Here is a 15,953-nt window from a genome sequence, read left to right on the forward strand (position 1 = left end):
AAAGCAACGGACCTCCTCAGCCCCTTATCTAGAATCCAAGTCTTCAACATTAGGGGGCTAACATGGAGGAAAGAGATTTAAATTTTTCATCAAAAAAAGAGCATCAAATCTCAATGAGATTTGATGCTCAATTTATTTGCTTTACATTTTAAGCTGCATCATCAGTTGATTGGCTGTCACTTGAGTTGGAACTATCACTCGTGTTTGAGTCATCCGTAGAACCAGAGTCTGTCGAACCAGAATCATCTGTTGAGCCTGAATCATCGTTTGAAGATCCATCATTTGTACTATCGGACCCAGATGAGTCTGAATCGTTGCCATCACTGGAGCCATCATCGTTATTCGAATCACCAGAATCAGAGTCGTTATTATTGGAGTCGCTATCCTCATCATTATCTTTTTTCTTGTCTTTATCTTTCTTATCCTCTTCGTCATCATCACCGTTTAAGCCATCAAGAAGATCGTCAAGCTCGCTCTTCTTAGGAATATCAATTGTAACGGTATTTGGATCACTTTTATTTTCAGGGTTCTTATCGCTTACTGCTACGATTTCAAACGTATAAGTTTCTCCCTTTTGAAGGTTTGATACTTCTAATTGAGTATTCGTATATCCTTCCGCAATGGACTGCATAGGTCGACCTTCAGGAGAGCCTGCAATGTTAAAGGAAACTTGTTTATCTTCTTCAGCTTCGTAATCCCAAGTTAGTTTTACAGTTCCTTTTTCCTCATCAAATTCAGCGCTTAGATCTTTTACAGGATCAAGCTTTTCGAATTGATCTGATTTTTCTTGTGGTTCGGTTCCTTCTACGAAAAGTTCATATTTGATTTGTTCTTCTGGTGTGAACTCACTAGGTAGTTTTGGAGGCATAGTCCCCATTTCTACTGGGCTTTTAACAACAGAAGAAGGCATCTTGAAATCAGGTGTATCAATTCCTTGAGAAATATGACCCATCAAGTTACTAAATGCTTGTTGTGGAATGTATTTAGCGCTTGCTGGAATACTATTTTTTGGTGAAGGATACCCTGACCATACAGAAATCGTATAGTTTGTTGTGTAACCTGTAAACCAAGAATCTGGTGTACCATGTTCATTATTCGTGGTACCCGTTTTACCTGCAACAGGGACTCCTGATACATTAGCTCTTGTTCCAGTACCCCATTGAACAACATCTTTTAGCATGTCTGAAATCATATAAGCTGTATAATCTTTCATAGCTACATGTGATTCATTCTTAAACTCTACAGGGCTTCTGCTTCCCTGGAATTCTACACGGCGCACGGCATAAGGTTCATTATAAACTCCTTCGTTACCAAACGCACTATAAGAAGCAGCTAATTGTAATGGTGTAACTCCTGTACTTGCACCACCAATGGCGTTCGATTCGTGCATTGTTTCACTCTTAAAGTTAATCCCTAGGCCTTCAGCAAACTTTTGGGCACGTTCAAGACCTACTTCAGCTAATGTTTTTGCTGCAGGAACGTTACGTGATAGGGCAAGTGCTCTACGCATGGTCATGGTTCCTAAATAGTCTCCGTCCCAGTTGTTTACATCGTCATGAGGAGGAGTTTGATATTTATAAGGTTCGTCTTTTATCAAATGATACGTAGACCATTGAAGGTGTTCAATTGCTGGACCGTAGTCCACGATAGGTTTAAATGTTGAACCTGGCTGTCGTCCTTGCAACTGTGTTGCATAGTTGAGGGTAGCCCCAACTTTGTCCTTATTTCTTCCTCCACCAATAGCTCGAATTGCGCCAGATTTTGTATCCAATACAGCTAGCCCTGTTTCAAATTTTTTGTCTGGGAATGGTAGAGGGCTGTTTTCACCTAACAGCTCTTCAGCACGTTTTTGTGCTTTTGGATCTAATGTTGTATATACTTTCACACCATCTTCATAGATGTTTACATCTTTTAATTTTTGTTTAACTTCCTTTATTGCTTGCTCTAAGAAGCTATCGTAAGGAATGTTGGAATCTTTTTCCTTTGACACCAATGATTCTACTTTTACTTTCTTTGCCTTTTCAGCTTCTTTTTCAGTGATTTTATCGTGCATTACCATAAGGTCTAACACAGTATTTTTACGCTCCTGAGCTAGATCTGGACGGTCAAATGGATCATATGCTGCAGGGCGCTGTGGAATCCCTGCTAATAGAGCTGCCTCTGGTAGTGTAAGTTCATTAAGCTTTTTATTGAAGTAGAGGTCAGCAGCTTTCGCTATACCATAAGCATCGTTGGCATAGTAAATCTTATTAAGATACATCGTTAGGATTTCGTCTTTTGAGTACTTTTGTTCAAGTTTTAAGGCAAGCCATTGTTCTTGTACTTTACGTTCTAACGTTTTCTTTTGACTTAAGAAGGCATTCTTTACAACTTGTTGAGTTATGGTACTTGCACCTTCAGCGCCATAGCCTTCTGTAATATTTGCATAAATAGCAGCTAAAATTCTTCGAAAGTCGATACCCATGTGATCGTAGAAACGGGAATCTTCAGTTGCAATAACCGCTTTTTCAACCACTTCTGGTATTTCCTCTTGTGTTATTTTGGTTCGTTTTTGTGCTCCTAGTTCAGCAAATAAATTATCATCTTTATCATAGAACTTTGCTGAAATAGGGCTTGAAAGTTTATCAGGATCGAGTTCAGGTGCACCTTGGACATAATAGATGAATAAAGAGCCAATTCCGATTGCCCCTATAACTCCTAATACTAAAATTGTCATGATAATACGCTTCATGATTGGTTTTTTGTTTTGTTTTTTACTTTGTTTGAGTTCTTTTTTTCGTGCTGTACGAGATTGACTATTTTGTGCCATCTCTCATCTTCCTCCGATCTTAAAAGTACATTTCATCGATTATGCTTAAATAATCGATTCTTATATGGTATTGAAGTGGGATGAAATGTCCTTCTTGTTGAATAGTTTGATACGGAATGGATTTCCTTCCGCCATTATTTTGACGATCCCAGTGTTGAAAAAGTTTCTTTGCAGGGAAAAAATATGTCTCTTCCAACTTGGAAAACCTTAATATAGCAAAACAGACTCCATCTTGTTCACATACTTTTTTCATGTGTTCAACCTGATGCTCATGAATATTGGCTAGAGGAAAAGAGGTTTTGTTTCTTGTCTCTTTCGCTTCAAAATCAATATATTTACCTCTATAAATACCATTATAGTCAGTGGTTGATGCTTGCTTGAAATAAGCTTCCTTAATAACAGCAGCACTTCTTTTAGGATAATCCACATTAACAATTTGCACAGGTGTTGGTTTTTTGTGAATGACAGCTCGTCCTGACGATAAATAAGCTTGATTCGATTGATTTATATCTTCTTCAAGTGTCATTCCACGATTTGAAAAGTTAGGCGTTTGTTTAGGCTTTCGATTCGTCACTGGTTTGTTGTTAGTTTTCTTCCCGTTTGGATAGTTCATACATTAACCCTCCCCATGCATGTATGTATCATATCAAAAATAGAAGAAAAATGAGAAGGAAAAATTCATTCCCTTAAAGTTCATTGAATAACCACTTCTAAATTAATGGTTTTCGAACATGCTAAGAGGGAGGTGAAAAATATGGACGCTAGAGAAGAGCAAAGACTGGTTCAACACATTAGAGAACAGACATCCATCCTTAACGTCGATAATATTTCCCGTACAAAAGCGTATCAAAACTTTTATTTTTCTTATCCTGAAATACGTTGGGCATTTTTAGCAAGCATGGTTTCACGTAATGCAGGGTGGAATATGACTGACTTACAAATGGACCCTTTTCAATCCATGTTATCAAATCAAGAAAAGCGTAATTTATTTTCAACTTATGAACGTGCAAATTGGCTTATTTTTTCTGATGCGTATCCTCAATTACTGTTATATGCTATATCAAGTGATAAGGGAGAGCGACTTTTTCATTTATTACCTAAGTTCAGCATCTCAAAATTTATGGAAAAAGAGTGGATCTATTTTTGGGAGAATAGAGATTATTCTCGATTAGTAACAGCCCTTATCATCAATGAACAAAATGTTATTCAAAAACCAGTTATTGAACAGTCCTTTTATAAGCATGAAGTGTTTCAAAGATTACCTTTTCGATCTCAGGATTTATTTCATTTGAGTGCTGTATTGTTCCCAACATTAAAAGGTAAAATCTATGGTGCTTACGTTCATGACTTCTTTCACTTATCAAATCGGATTACCTTAGGGAAGAAACTGAATGCATTGTTATTTCACAAAGATTTGCATCATGAATTTATAGCTTTTGCGAAATACACAGAGCCCTTAGGTTCACGTATAGAGTATGAGCGATACTTTACAACTAGAATGCCAAAAGCTCCTATGCTTAGAATGGTTTATCCTGTTATCACTCATCAAGATAATATTCGAAAAGATTGGTTTCATTCAGGGCGGTCTGTTAAGAAAAAATGGTGGAAAGATGAGGAAGCCGATCTTTCAATAGATGTTAGTAACCGGTTTTATGCTAAGCGATATCTACTACAAGCTTGGGATCGATTAGAGAAAACAAGTATCAATTAAAAGTAGCAAGCCTAACTATTAGGCTTGCTACTCTAAGACCTGAAACGAAATAATTTTCCACTTATGTCGCTGGACGATTTTCGCCATCTAGCTTAGGATTTCCATCGCCTTTGAAATCTTGATTTCTTTGCTTTGGTTCCTCATTATTTAAAGGTTTTTTCTGTTGTGTATTTCTGCCTTTTCTACCCATCATAATCCCTCCTCGACAATTAGTGTGCGTCTCCGTCAAAAAAACATGCAAAAATAGAAAAAATGCTGAATTTCACTTTCTTTGTCTCTTTTCTTCTACTTTTGTCAAGAGTGAAGGAGTTACAAACATCAAGAAGAAATAGTTGTGTAAAGAAAACTAGAGGAGGAGTCAATATCATGGGTTTAGCAGCTAAAAAGATGGAAATGTATCGAGAAGGTATGTCTAAAAGGGAGTTTGAAAAAGCTTGGATGGAAATGATGGATCGTGTTCATGTAATCGATGAAAAAGTTTCTAAAAAAGCAGATGAAGTTGTTTTAACAATGGTCCTTTCCCATAGACAAGAAATAGAGCACTTACAATCTGAATGCATTCGGCTGAACCAAGAATTGAGAGAACTCCAAAAACGACAAAAACAACAAATGAATGAACAAGTCGTTGAACAAAACGAATCTAAAAAGAATCTTTGGCAACGCTTATTTCGTAGGTGATGAATCCCTTTCCTTCATGTTACAGTAGAAGGGAAGGAGTGAAGTATTTTGATGAAGTCGCTGGAAGAAACGATAATGGAAGTGAAGAAAAATTTAGATCAATTAAAAGATCTTTTCTTACAATCTGAAAAGCCTCCAGATCGTAAAGATCGTGAGCTTTTTGAAAAGGTAAAGAGAGAATCGAAACCATTGTTTGAACTAAATGAACAATGGGCCGATTTAGCTGAACAATATACCTATAAAGTTGAAAACTCGATTGTTTACCCTTTACAAATAAAAAACACAAAAGAAAATTTCGAACTTGTGATATTACACAGTTACTATATTGATGTTCCAAAAAAACGATATATGGAATTATATAACTCCATTCATTATGTTCTTGATCAATTATTAGATTCCATTGAAATGAATAAAAAAGCAGGCTCCTAAATGGAGTCTGCTTTTAACATGCATCATTTATTCTTTAATAGCTCCGCCTTTGGAAGCATGCATACCTTTTGGTTTCTGTTCACCTTCCTCAGCAAAGCGCTTCGCAGTGAGTGGTTTTTCATGCTCATGGTTTTGTCTTTGAACTTTATATCCTTTTCCTCGTCCCATTCTGATTCCCCTCCTTTCACTTTATAGTATTTTTCAAATGCGCAACTTCATTCTTAAGGAAATGAGAAAAAACAACGATGCAATAAAGATTAATGGGGACTATAATGTAGAGAGGGAGTGAAATAATTGGAATACCTCAAAATGAGAAAAGGTCAACAACTTGTTATTGGACAAGTATTAGATATACAAGGTGAAATGATGGAGATCATCGTACATGACCGGACAAAACTACATGTAGGAAGTTTATGGACCTGCACTTATGAGCATATAGAATTTAAATCAAAAGTACTAAAGAAAGACGGTTTTCACATCTATTTATATTTACCTTTATTTTTGGATAAATTCCCTGATAATCGCCGAAAACTGCCTCGATTATCCTGTTCTTTTTCAGCATTTTTATATCAGGTAAGAGGTGGCGTGTACAGTTTTGCTGGCACAGCTACCGTTATTGACATAAACGTTAAAGGTTTTGGTTTTTTATCCTCCGAGAAACTAGAAAATGAAAGTATATACGATATTCACATTAAAGATGAAAAGCTTGAGGTACAAGCGTCGATCAAAATAAAAAATATTGCCGATTCTGAAAAGGAAAATAGGTATGGTTGTGAGATTCTTACAATAAACGATAATCATTTGTTGTCTATTCGTGAATATATGTTATCTCAACAAATTTTTTCTCCTCGAAAATAAAACTTTTCTGTTTTCCATTCGTATAACATAGTAAGAAGAAAGAAGGTGGAGCTTGTGCGAGTTTTTTTAGTTGCTCTTATTTCTATATTACAATTCTTAGGTATCGCACTGCTGGTTTTACAGAGTTGGGTATTGGGGTTGATTTTAATTGTAGCCTCTTATGTGACTTTAGGTATTATTATGTTTTTACTTATTAAAGATCGATTGAGAGAAAAGAAGGAGGAAGAAGAAAATGATTATCGTGAATACTGATTTTGTTCCAAACCAAGAAATAAAGGAATTGAAAGGTTTTGTAAGAGGAAGTACAGTACAATCTAAAAATGTAGGTAGAGATATTCTGGCAAGCCTTAAAAATATTGTGGGTGGAGAACTCGTAGACTATACTAAAATGATGGATGAGGCAAGACAACAAGCTATAGGTCGTATGAAAAAGCATGCTGAAGAAAAGGGGGCCGATGCTGTCATAAATGTTCGGTTAGAAACATCTAGCGTAACAAATGCAGCTTCGGAAATCATTGCATATGGTACGGCTGTAACACTTAGTAAAGCCCCTGAACAATAAGTGATAAAAGGGAGATAACCTTAAAATGGCTATCTCCCTTTTTAATTTATGGAGTCTTAAATTTACCCCTTCGAATTCGATACAGAATTAAATAAAAGGAAGGTAATAGTATAAGTGTAAGAACTGTTGAAAAGAGCAAACCTCCAACAATAGAAATAGCTAGTGGTCTGAATAATACATCTCCTGAAAAAGCAATTGGTAACAGAGCTGCGATTGATGTAAGTGATGTTAGGATAATTGGGCGTAAGCGTGAACGCCCTGCCTCAATTACAGCAGTGTGTATAGACTGTGATTCTCGGTGATTTTGTTCGATGAAATCAACCAGAATCACCGAGTTTCGGACAACAATTCCAGATAGGGACACAATTCCTAAAACAGCTAAAAAGCTAAGAGGCTCTTTCGTAACAAACAAACCAATAATGGCACCTGTTATAGCAAGGAAAACTGTACTTGTAATTAATAAAGGGATGGTTAATGAGTTAAATTGAATAGCCATCACTAAATAAATCAAGAATAAGACGATTACAAACAGTTTTGAAACTTCGATAAAGAATTCTTGTTGAGCATTTAATTCACCGCTATTTGTAAACGAGTAACCCGAAGGTAATGTTTTCTCAAACTCGTTAATTATTTCTTTAGCATCCTTTTGAAATGAATTCGAACTTTCTTCTCCATACCCTTTGACGGTCACAGTCCTTTCACCATCCATATGTGGTATTGTGCCTATTTGATTAGACTTTTCTTGCTCAATCAATTCATCTAATGTGAAGATACTCGGTAGCGATTGGGTTGAAGGTGACCCAGTCACTCTTAATATTTCTAAATTAACACCTGATTCATTACCATCATTTAGTAATAACTTCATATCGTAGCGATCCACACCATTATCAAATACACGTAACGGAATACCTGTATTTGCAACTTGGAGTTGGGATGATATTTGATTAATGGAGATGTTATTCTCAGCTATCTTTTCTCGATTTAATGAATACTCAATATAGGGTTGTTCATCACTCATGTTTAATGTAATGAGTTCAGTTGAACCAAGTTTGTTCAATTCCTTTTTTAAGTCATTAGCTGTTTGTAGTAATTGATCAAGTTTTGGGCCTTGAATATTTACTGCAATGGGCGCGCTAGGAGGAGGGCCAGCCGTTATGGTTTCAAGGAAAACCTCACTATTTGTAAATTTGTTGCGTAGCTTTTCCTCCCAATTGTTTATAAAGTTTGAGGCACTTTGTTGAGTTTTATTTACTCGAATTAGGATTTGACCAGTATTTTCCCCACTTTGTTGAAGGGAAGAACTAAATAATGGTGGCATTCCACTTCCCGTGAAAATAGCTGTTTCTTCTACAACCTCACTGTTTTGCCTAATAAAAGATTCCATTTCTTCTAATTGATTATGGGTTTGACTTAATGTAGTCCCTTGTGGGGCAGTGACGGAAATGGTTACTTCTTTACGATCAGCAGATGGGAAAAATTCAAAAGGAATTTTAATTGCTAGACTGGCGAATAGAGCACAGACAATGAGGCCTGAAATTCCTATTATAAAAGGACGTTTTGTTACCTTTGGTAAAAGCTTATCTGCATAAAACGTTTCAAGTTTAGAGAAGAGACTTCCCAGTAAACCAGAATTTGTTTGTTGGGTTTTCGAGACTTTCCGTTTTCTTCTTATATATTGCACTGTTGGAATAAGGGTCAACGACAATACGGTTGAAGCTACTATAGTTGAGATTAGAGTAGTAGGTAATGCACGTATAAAATCTCCATTACTTCCAGATAAAAAAGTTAATGGGAAAAAGCTAAATACAATCATTAGTGTTGATGTAATAATAGAAATTCTTACATCTTTAACACCACGAATGGTACCCTTCCAAGCACTATCACCTAATTGAAAACGCCGTTGAATGTTGTCATTTACAACAATGGCATCATCAACAAGGATACCAATGGCAATAATAATGCCAATAATCGAAATTTGATTTAAATCTACACCTACATAAGGTAGGGGGATAAGGCCGATTAATACTGATATGGGAATGGCAAGTGCGACAAGTAAAGCTGATGAGAAGGGCAATCCTATCATCATAATCAGCAATACGGCAGCAAGTGAAATCCCAAAGGAGGTAAGGAGGTTCGTAAATACTTCTTCAATTAATGTACTTTGGCTATAAAAGCCTTCTACAGTAATGTTGTCAGGTAGTTCCTCAGATAAATGTTTTACTTCCTCATCAATACGCTCTTGTAAAGCAGATATATTCATACCTTCTTTAGCCTTGATGGTTAATGATAAAGAAGGTTGACCTTTATATGTTATTAAGTCTTTAACCTCTTTATGAGTTAATGTAATAGACCCAACATCATTCAGTGTTAAGGTTTCACCTTGAGGATTAAGCCCTACTGCAATGTCCTCTAACCCTTTCCAGTCCGATGTTTTATTTAATCGTAATTGATAGAGTGTTTCATCTTCTTTAATGTTACCAATAGCTCCTGGAGATAATTCTTGCTGTAATGAGTCAATGACTTGGAAAGAAGAAAGAGACTGGTTATTAAGTTTATCTGCATCCAATTCAATTAGGAGCTGTTCTTCTGGTAATCCTTTAACTTGAACAGATTCAACACCTGATAGGTTAGATAATTGGTTGTTCCATTTTGCAACTAAATCATGAGCGTTATATAACGTATTATAGTTTTGAGCTTGTAAATGATAGGAGGAAACAGCTGCCATACTTAACTCAGTATTTACAGATGAGTCTTGAACTTCATCAGGGAAGGAACGTGCTATGTCAGATACGGACTGTCTAATTTTAGAATAGGTTACTTGGTTATTAACATTTCCTTCAAGGGTGACAGTAACGGTTGAAAAGCCTGTTGTTGAAATGGATTCTACCGTATCTACACCATCAATTTCCTTTACCTTATCCTCTAAAGGATTGGTAATCGTCCGCTCTACATCTAAAGGAGTTGCACCGGGATATGCCGTAGTAACGGATGCGATATTTACGTCGATTTCTGGGAGATCCCGTTTAGGTAATTGAAAATATGTAAAAATGCCAGTTGATACAAGCAAAAAGACAAATACAAGGACTATTTTTCTGTACTTCAATATCCAGTTCATATCTATTCCTCCTTAAACAAAACCTTTACAAAAATTATACCCCACATATAATAATCATGGCTAATAAAAAGATTTGGAACAATAATAGAAAAAGAACTGGTACAAATGTATGATAACGCTTTACAGGTTATCAATTTTTGCTTATAATTATTATCCATTTACTTATGAAAGGGCGTTCATCTATGAATACAGAAGATTTAATAAAACGTGCAAAAACTATACGTGAAAAAGCCTATGTACCTTATTCTAAATTCCCAGTTGGTGCTGCGTTACTAACCACATCAGGGAAGGTATATGATGGTTGCAATATAGAGAATGCTGCTTATCCTGTAACATGTTGTGCAGAGCGTGTAGCTATTTTTAAAGCCATTTCTGAAGGTGAAACTTCATTCGATACATTAGCTGTTGTAGCTGATACGGATCGTCCTGTACCACCATGTGGTTCTTGTCGCCAGGTTATTAGTGAATTTTTTGATGCGCAATCTAAAGTTCACACTACGAACCTTCAAGGTGACGTAAAAACGTTAACTGTAGACCAATTACTACCGTATTCTTTTTCACCTAATGATTTAAATGATCATGAATAATGTTGGTTTTTCAACTGCTTATGCCATATTTGGTATGAGCAGTATTTTTATTATTTAACCGTCCTATAAAATGAATTAGGATTCTCCCCCTAAAAATAGGTATGTGTCTTAGTACATGTCTCCCCCTTCCAACATAGGTTATTAGTGAACCTAGAATTAAGAAGGGAGAGACGATTATGCGTCCAAGAAGAATGTGTGGTTGTGGGCCAAGACCGCAGATGGTAAGTCCAGCTCAACAAAAAGTATATCCAACAAAGCAATGTGTAAAGCATAACTTTTATCAGCAAGAGGTAGATCACATTCATCCTACTCATACTACGAATGTTAACCATGTAAATGTAATGAACAAACATTTCTTCCCTCAATCACAGTCTGATGTTACTGAATTTTCACAGCAAAATGTTAATATGGGACCAGGTAGCCAGGTAGCTGGAGCATCAACAGGCCCTATGGGTGGTCCAGGAATGATGGGGCCAGGAGGTCCAGGTCAAATGGGACCAGGCAGTCAGGTAGCTGGAGCATCTACTGGACCTATGGGCGGCCCAGGAATGATGGGACCAGGCCAAATGGGGCCTATGGGTATGAAACCGAAAAATTGTGGCTGTTAGCCTAAAGAGAAAATTGTGAGCTGGTTTATCCAGCTCACTAGTTACATAAAGGAGACTTGTATGAAGGTCATAACCGTTTCAGGGTATAAACCAATGGAAATGGGATTATTCCAAATAGATGATCCTAAGATTGATTATGTAAAAGAAACGATTAAACGTAGATTACTCCCTTTAATTGAAGAAGGGGTAGAGTGGGTATTGATTTCAGGTAATATGGGAGTTGAAATATGGACAGGCGAAATCATAATTGATTTGAAAAATGAATATGATGTAAAGCTTGGAATTTTTCCGCCATTTTTAAATCAAGAAAACAGGTGGCCTGAAAAACAACAAGAGCAATATCGTATGCTCACAGAGGGTGCAGATTTCTTTAAACCATTGTATAATAAAGAATATGAAGGGCCATATCAGTTTCAAGCTAGAGACCAGTGGTTATTAGAAAAAAGTGATGCTTGTTTACTCTTATATGATGAAGAAACAGGAGGAAGCCCTGGATATTTTTTAGAGAAAGCAAAGCAATATCAAGAGAACCATGATTACCAGATTTATTATATTACACCATTTGATATTGATGACACAGTTCGTGAGATGATGATGGAAGATCCAAATTACTGGTCAGAGTGATTCAACATTAAATTGACATTAATTGCTTCATCTGCAAAGATTATGATGAGAGCTATAAGTTTGAGGTGAAAGAAATGGGTTTAGAACGAGTACAGTATTCGAGTAAAGATATTCTGGAAAAAGATTTTAAAACAGCCATTCGAGGTTATAACCAAGAAGAAGTCGATCAATTTTTAGATGACGTTATTCAAGATTATGATGCTTTTCAGAAAGAGATCGAACGATTAAAGCAAGAAAATGAGCAATTAAAGAAACAAAAGCCTGGGGTACAACAGCCATCATCACCTACCCCACAAAGAACAAGAAGTGCTACACAGCAACCTCAGCAAGGACAAGTTAACTATGATGTCCTACAGAGGTTATCAAATTTAGAAAAAGCTGTTTTCGGAAAGAAATATTCTGACTCTTAATGGACTGATTTCCAACATTTTTATAATGAAAGGGTCACATTCTCGTGGTATAATGAATTATGCAAGGTTAGATGAGCGTTAACAAACATTCCGTTTTGATGGCTGTTCTTACGCTTAAGTTTTCATTAGAAAGTCATTGACCTAACGACTTGAAAAGATTAAAATATATGAGCGGTTGATGAATGCTTGGGTAATCGCTGGATGATCAATTCATCTAGAGGAAAGTCCATGCTCGCACAGGCTGAGATGCTTGTAGTGTTCGTGCTTGACGAAACCATAAGTCAAGGTAGTGTAACAGCTAACGGCAGAAAAATGACCTACGTCTTTTGAAGATAAGGTCAGAGTATCTTGAAAGTGCCACAGTGACGAAGTTCGCTTGGAAACAAGCGAAGTGGAACGAGGTAAACCCCGCGAGCGAGCAACCCAAAAATAGGTAGGGGCACTCTTCTGAGGGAACTCAACCAAAATGAAGAGACAAGCTATAGGCTTGTAGATAGATGATTACCACCTTATGTACGAGGTTGACCACCGATAGGAGTACGAGGGTACAGAACATGGCTTACAAAGCATTCATCAGGTCTTTATTTTACTTACGACACCCTTTCTAAAGCTAGAAGCTTAGAAAGGGTTTTTTAATAATTTTAAAGAATCAACAACCGTCTTTGATGTTTTACTAAGACATAAAGCGAGCATATTAATACATAGCTACGTAATAGCAATAAAGGAGTGCAAGAACATGCCAAAAAAAGTTAACCTTATCGCGACATCTGCAATGGGATTAGAATCTGTTGTAGCGAAAGAGGTAAAAGAATTAGGATACGAAGATGTTACAGTTGAAAATGGAAGAGTGCGTTACCAAACAGATGTTAGTGGCATTCCAAGAAGTAACTTATGGCTTCGTACGGCTGATCGTGTAAGACTTGTAGTAGGTGAATTTCAAGCTACAACCTTTGATGAATTATTCGAGCAAACCAAAGCCTTACCATGGGAAAATTTTATTCCCGAGGATGGTTCAGTACCTGTTATCGGAAAATCTGTTAAATCAACGTTACATTCAGTTCCGGATTGTCAGTCCATAGTGAAAAAAGCGATTGTGGAACGAATGAAGAAAATGTATGGACTTGCTTCTTCCCGAATCCAAGAAACAGGTCCGATGTATCGTGTTGAAATTGCTTTACATAAAGATATAGCGTTGTTAACCATTGATACAAGCGGAAGTGGTCTACATAAAAGAGGCTATCGAACTGGTCAAGGCGAAGCGCCTTTAAAAGAAACGTTAGCTGCAGCTCTCGTTCAACTTACGAACTGGAAACCAGATTTTCCTTTTGTAGATCCTTTCTGTGGCTCAGGTACCATTCCAATTGAAGCGGCTCTTATTGGACAAAATATCGCTCCAGGCTTCAACCGTGAATTCGTTTCTGAAGAATGGGATATGATTCCTTATAATCTATGGGAAGATGCCTTTAATGAAGCTGAAGAAGCTGCTAATTATGATCAACCTCTTGATATTACAGGGTTTGACATTGATGGACGCTTAATAGACATCGCTAAGGAAAATGCCATGGAAGCAGGTCTTGGTGAATTAATTACATGGAAACAGATGCAAGTGAAGGATTTTCGTCCTCAAAGTGCGAATGGTTATATTGTAGGAAATCCACCGTATGGAGAAAGAATGGGGGACAAGGAGCAAGTTGAACAAATGTACAAAGATTTTGGGGGAATTATGAAAGACTGTCCTTCTTGGAGTGTGTACATCATCACTTCTCACCCTAACTTTGAAAAACTATATGGTAAAGAAGCAACGAAAAAGCGTAAACTATTTAATGGCTTCATCAAAACGGATTACTATCAATATTTCGGTGAGCATAAATAAAAGAGGAGGAGAACCATGGGGGAACAGTGGAATCGAACAGAAGAACAGTTTATGAATTATGTGAAGGAAATGAGTCAATACGGAGAAGCCATTTCTTTAATGGCGTGGGATCTTCGCACATATGCGCCTAAAAACGGCGTAGAAGGGCGTTCAGATGTTATTGCTACGTTATCTCAGAAAGTACACCAAATGGCTACTTCTGATGAGATGAAGGGTTATATTGAAGCATTAAAAGGTCATACGAAAGACGAGATTATTCAGAAGAGTATTGAGGAATGTGAAAAGGAATACAACAAACATTCCAAAATTCCTTCAGATGAATATAAAGAGTATGTTTCTCTTCAAGCTAAATCTGAGGCAATATGGGAAGAAGCAAAAGAAAAAAATGATTTTGATATGTATCGTCCTTACTTAGAAAAAATGGTTGAATACAACAAGCGTTTTGCTGAGTATTGGGGGTATGAGAAACATATCTATAATGCTCTGCTAGATAACTTTGAGCCAGGTGTAACTGTTGATGTTTTAGATGAAGTATTTCCGGCTGTAAGAAAATCATTAACGGACTTACTTCAACAAATTCAAAAATCAGACGTACACCCAGATCCATCACTATTAACAGGTCATTTTCCTAAAGAGCAACAAGAAGCGTTTAGCTTGGAAATTTTGAATCGTATGGGATATAACTTTGAAGGCGGACGACTTGATGAGACGGTTCATCCATTTGCAATTGACTTGAACCAGGGGGACGTTCGTGTTACAACGAAATATGATGAAAAGGATTTCCGCACAGCAGTGTTCGGTACAATTCATGAAGGTGGTCACGCCTTATATGAGCAAAATATTAGTCCTAAACTTGCATATACCCCATTAGCAGGTGGAACATCTATGGGAATTCATGAATCGCAATCCTTATTCTGGGAGAATTTCGTTTCTAGAACCGAGGCGTTTTGGAAGAACCATTATGAACTATTCTTATCCCATGCACCAGAGTCGTTTCAACACGTGAAGTTTGAAGATTTTTATCGTGCTGTCAATGAAGTGAAACCTTCATTTATTCGAATTGAAGCGGATGAACTAACCTATTGTCTTCATATCATGGTACGCTATGAACTTGAAAAAGCTTTAATTAATGATGAAATTGAAGTAAAAGATCTACCAGAGTTGTGGAATGACAAAATGGAAGAGTATCTTGGTATTCGCCCTAAGAATGATCAAGAGGGAGTACTACAGGATGTGCACTGGTCTGGTGGTGCGTTTGGATATTTCCCTTCTTATGCATTAGGGTATATGTATGCAGCACAATTCCATAACACGATGAAAAAAGATTTAGATGTGGAAGAGGTTATTGGTAAGGGTGACTTTGAACAAATCCGTAAATGGCTTACAGAAAATATTCACCAATACGGAAAAATGAAGAAGCCGCTTGAAATCTTAGAAGGTGTAACAAATGAAAAGTTAAACCCTACTTATTTAGTTGACCATCTTCGTGAGAAATACCAGAAGATTTATCAGTTTTAATATAGTTATGAAAGGCTTAATCACTAAGTGGTTAAGCCTTTTGTTATGAATAAATGGTTCAATATTCAATTAAAGCCCCCTTATGTGGAAGACTTGGAATCGAGATATAGTGCGTATGGTTCCGTTGCTATGTGAAGAGCGGCGGGCTGTGGAACGGGTTGCTTTCCCCGG

At 36.9% G+C, this 15,953-nt stretch carries 17 protein-coding genes and 1 other RNA gene; 13 read left to right on the forward strand and 5 right to left on the reverse strand.

The annotated features are described in order from the left end of the window. Nucleotides 1–148: 148 nt before the first annotated feature. Both H514_RS0112035 and recU read right to left on the reverse strand, forming a co-directional pair. The gene (locus tag H514_RS0112035) at nucleotides 149–2,809 is read right to left on the reverse strand and encodes a PBP1A family penicillin-binding protein (protein ID WP_027447193.1); all 2,661 of its coding nucleotides are present in this window, start codon (nucleotides 2,807–2,809) and stop codon (nucleotides 149–151) included. Between the two features lie 19 nt (nucleotides 2,810–2,828). Further along, nucleotides 2,829–3,422, reverse strand: coding sequence for a Holliday junction resolvase RecU (gene recU / locus H514_RS0112040; protein ID WP_027447194.1), 594 nt, complete (start codon nucleotides 3,420–3,422; stop codon nucleotides 2,829–2,831). 141 nt (nucleotides 3,423–3,563) lie between these two features. Between recU and H514_RS22965 the strand changes: the two genes are divergently transcribed. Further along, nucleotides 3,564–4,520 (forward strand): DUF2515 family protein, encoded by a 957-nt coding sequence (locus H514_RS22965; RefSeq protein ID WP_051255124.1) that lies wholly within the window; start codon nucleotides 3,564–3,566, stop codon nucleotides 4,518–4,520. Between the two features lie 61 nt (nucleotides 4,521–4,581). Here the strand turns inward: H514_RS22965 and H514_RS25295 are convergent, their stop codons facing one another. Beyond that, nucleotides 4,582–4,710: a hypothetical protein gene (locus tag H514_RS25295; RefSeq protein WP_267879772.1), complete on the reverse strand. Its 129-nt coding sequence runs from the start codon at nucleotides 4,708–4,710 to the stop codon at nucleotides 4,582–4,584. A gap of 176 nt (nucleotides 4,711–4,886) precedes the next feature. Between H514_RS25295 and H514_RS0112055 the strand changes: the two genes are divergently transcribed. Then, nucleotides 4,887–5,198 (forward strand): hypothetical protein, encoded by a 312-nt coding sequence (locus H514_RS0112055; protein ID WP_036842595.1) that lies wholly within the window; start codon nucleotides 4,887–4,889, stop codon nucleotides 5,196–5,198. Between the two features lie 51 nt (nucleotides 5,199–5,249). Beyond that, nucleotides 5,250–5,627, forward strand: a complete 378-nt coding sequence (locus H514_RS0112060; RefSeq protein WP_036842610.1) for a DUF1798 family protein — start codon at nucleotides 5,250–5,252, stop codon at nucleotides 5,625–5,627. 27 nt (nucleotides 5,628–5,654) lie between these two features. Here the strand turns inward: H514_RS0112060 and H514_RS24685 are convergent, their stop codons facing one another. Next, the gene (locus H514_RS24685) at nucleotides 5,655–5,795 is read right to left on the reverse strand and encodes a hypothetical protein (protein WP_154657375.1); all 141 of its coding nucleotides are present in this window, start codon (nucleotides 5,793–5,795) and stop codon (nucleotides 5,655–5,657) included. 126 nt (nucleotides 5,796–5,921) lie between these two features. Between H514_RS24685 and H514_RS0112070 the strand changes: the two genes are divergently transcribed. From H514_RS0112070 to H514_RS0112080, 3 genes are read left to right on the forward strand one after another with little or no spacing between them, the layout of a single operon-like run. After that, nucleotides 5,922–6,485, forward strand: a complete 564-nt coding sequence (locus tag H514_RS0112070; RefSeq protein ID WP_027447197.1) for a PilZ domain-containing protein — start codon at nucleotides 5,922–5,924, stop codon at nucleotides 6,483–6,485. Nucleotides 6,486–6,539: 54 nt separating this feature from the next. Further along, a complete protein-coding gene (locus H514_RS22970) occupies nucleotides 6,540–6,737 on the forward strand; it encodes a hypothetical protein (protein WP_036842591.1) in 198 nt (65 codons plus the stop codon). Continuing rightward, nucleotides 6,718–7,047 (forward strand): YbjQ family protein, encoded by a 330-nt coding sequence (locus H514_RS0112080; protein WP_027447198.1) that lies wholly within the window; start codon nucleotides 6,718–6,720, stop codon nucleotides 7,045–7,047. Before H514_RS22970 ends, H514_RS0112080 begins: the two co-directional genes overlap by 20 nt. Nucleotides 7,048–7,093: 46 nt before the next feature. Here H514_RS0112080 and H514_RS0112085 read toward each other — a convergent pair whose 3' ends face one another. Next, nucleotides 7,094–10,162, reverse strand: a complete 3,069-nt coding sequence (locus H514_RS0112085; protein ID WP_027447199.1) for an efflux RND transporter permease subunit — start codon at nucleotides 10,160–10,162, stop codon at nucleotides 7,094–7,096. A 182-nt stretch (nucleotides 10,163–10,344) separates the two neighbouring features. Here H514_RS0112085 and H514_RS0112090 point away from each other — a divergent pair, with 182 nt between their 5' ends. The 7 genes from H514_RS0112090 (at nucleotide 10,345) to H514_RS0112120 (ending at nucleotide 15,782) form a co-directional block, all read left to right on the forward strand. After that, entirely contained in the window at nucleotides 10,345–10,749 is a 405-nt protein-coding gene (locus tag H514_RS0112090) for a cytidine deaminase (protein WP_027447200.1), read from the forward strand. A 176-nt stretch (nucleotides 10,750–10,925) separates the two neighbouring features. Then, nucleotides 10,926–11,357 (forward strand): CotD family spore coat protein, encoded by a 432-nt coding sequence (locus H514_RS22975; protein ID WP_081673009.1) that lies wholly within the window; start codon nucleotides 10,926–10,928, stop codon nucleotides 11,355–11,357. Nucleotides 11,358–11,417: 60 nt separating this feature from the next. Further along, nucleotides 11,418–11,981, forward strand: a complete 564-nt coding sequence (locus tag H514_RS0112100; RefSeq protein WP_027447201.1) for an SLOG family protein — start codon at nucleotides 11,418–11,420, stop codon at nucleotides 11,979–11,981. A 74-nt stretch (nucleotides 11,982–12,055) separates the two neighbouring features. Further along, on the forward strand, nucleotides 12,056–12,391 hold the full coding sequence (gpsB, locus tag H514_RS0112105) for a cell division regulator GpsB (protein ID WP_027447202.1): 336 nt from the start codon (nucleotides 12,056–12,058) through the stop codon (nucleotides 12,389–12,391). Nucleotides 12,392–12,573: 182 nt separating this feature from the next. Continuing rightward, nucleotides 12,574–12,958, forward strand: an RNA gene (gene rnpB, locus H514_RS24360) — RNase P RNA component class B. A gap of 169 nt (nucleotides 12,959–13,127) precedes the next feature. Continuing rightward, nucleotides 13,128–14,264, forward strand: coding sequence for a THUMP domain-containing class I SAM-dependent RNA methyltransferase (locus tag H514_RS22980; protein ID WP_036842584.1), 1,137 nt, complete (start codon nucleotides 13,128–13,130; stop codon nucleotides 14,262–14,264). Between the two features lie 15 nt (nucleotides 14,265–14,279). Next, the gene (locus H514_RS0112120) at nucleotides 14,280–15,782 is read left to right on the forward strand and encodes a carboxypeptidase M32 (protein WP_027447203.1); all 1,503 of its coding nucleotides are present in this window, start codon (nucleotides 14,280–14,282) and stop codon (nucleotides 15,780–15,782) included. Nucleotides 15,783–15,953 lie beyond the last annotated feature (171 nt).

The organism is Pontibacillus marinus BH030004 = DSM 16465, assembly GCF_000425225.1.
Taxonomy (GTDB): domain Bacteria; phylum Bacillota; class Bacilli; order Bacillales; family BH030062; genus Pontibacillus; species Pontibacillus marinus.

Excerpts from the sequence above, each read along its gene's own strand:
- H514_RS0112035 (WP_027447193.1), bottom strand. The coding sequence starts at position 2,809 with ATGGCACAAAATAGTCAATCTCGTACAGCACGAAAAAAAGAACTCAAA.
- recU (WP_027447194.1), bottom strand. The coding sequence starts at position 3,422 with ATGAACTATCCAAACGGGAAGAAAACTAACAACAAACCAGTGACGAAT.
- H514_RS22965 (WP_051255124.1), top strand. The coding sequence starts at position 3,564 with ATGGACGCTAGAGAAGAGCAAAGACTGGTTCAACACATTAGAGAACAG.
- H514_RS25295 (WP_267879772.1), bottom strand. The coding sequence starts at position 4,710 with ATGGGTAGAAAAGGCAGAAATACACAACAGAAAAAACCTTTAAATAAT.
- H514_RS0112055 (WP_036842595.1), top strand. The coding sequence starts at position 4,887 with ATGGGTTTAGCAGCTAAAAAGATGGAAATGTATCGAGAAGGTATGTCT.
- H514_RS0112060 (WP_036842610.1), top strand. The coding sequence starts at position 5,250 with ATGAAGTCGCTGGAAGAAACGATAATGGAAGTGAAGAAAAATTTAGAT.
- H514_RS24685 (WP_154657375.1), bottom strand. The coding sequence starts at position 5,795 with ATGGGACGAGGAAAAGGATATAAAGTTCAAAGACAAAACCATGAGCAT.
- H514_RS0112080 (WP_027447198.1), top strand. The coding sequence starts at position 6,718 with ATGATTATCGTGAATACTGATTTTGTTCCAAACCAAGAAATAAAGGAA.
- H514_RS0112085 (WP_027447199.1), bottom strand. The coding sequence starts at position 10,162 with ATGAACTGGATATTGAAGTACAGAAAAATAGTCCTTGTATTTGTCTTT.
- H514_RS0112090 (WP_027447200.1), top strand. The coding sequence starts at position 10,345 with ATGAATACAGAAGATTTAATAAAACGTGCAAAAACTATACGTGAAAAA.
- H514_RS22975 (WP_081673009.1), top strand. The coding sequence starts at position 10,926 with ATGCGTCCAAGAAGAATGTGTGGTTGTGGGCCAAGACCGCAGATGGTA.
- H514_RS0112100 (WP_027447201.1), top strand. The coding sequence starts at position 11,418 with ATGAAGGTCATAACCGTTTCAGGGTATAAACCAATGGAAATGGGATTA.
- gpsB (WP_027447202.1), top strand. The coding sequence starts at position 12,056 with ATGGGTTTAGAACGAGTACAGTATTCGAGTAAAGATATTCTGGAAAAA.
- H514_RS22980 (WP_036842584.1), top strand. The coding sequence starts at position 13,128 with ATGCCAAAAAAAGTTAACCTTATCGCGACATCTGCAATGGGATTAGAA.
- H514_RS0112120 (WP_027447203.1), top strand. The coding sequence starts at position 14,280 with ATGGGGGAACAGTGGAATCGAACAGAAGAACAGTTTATGAATTATGTG.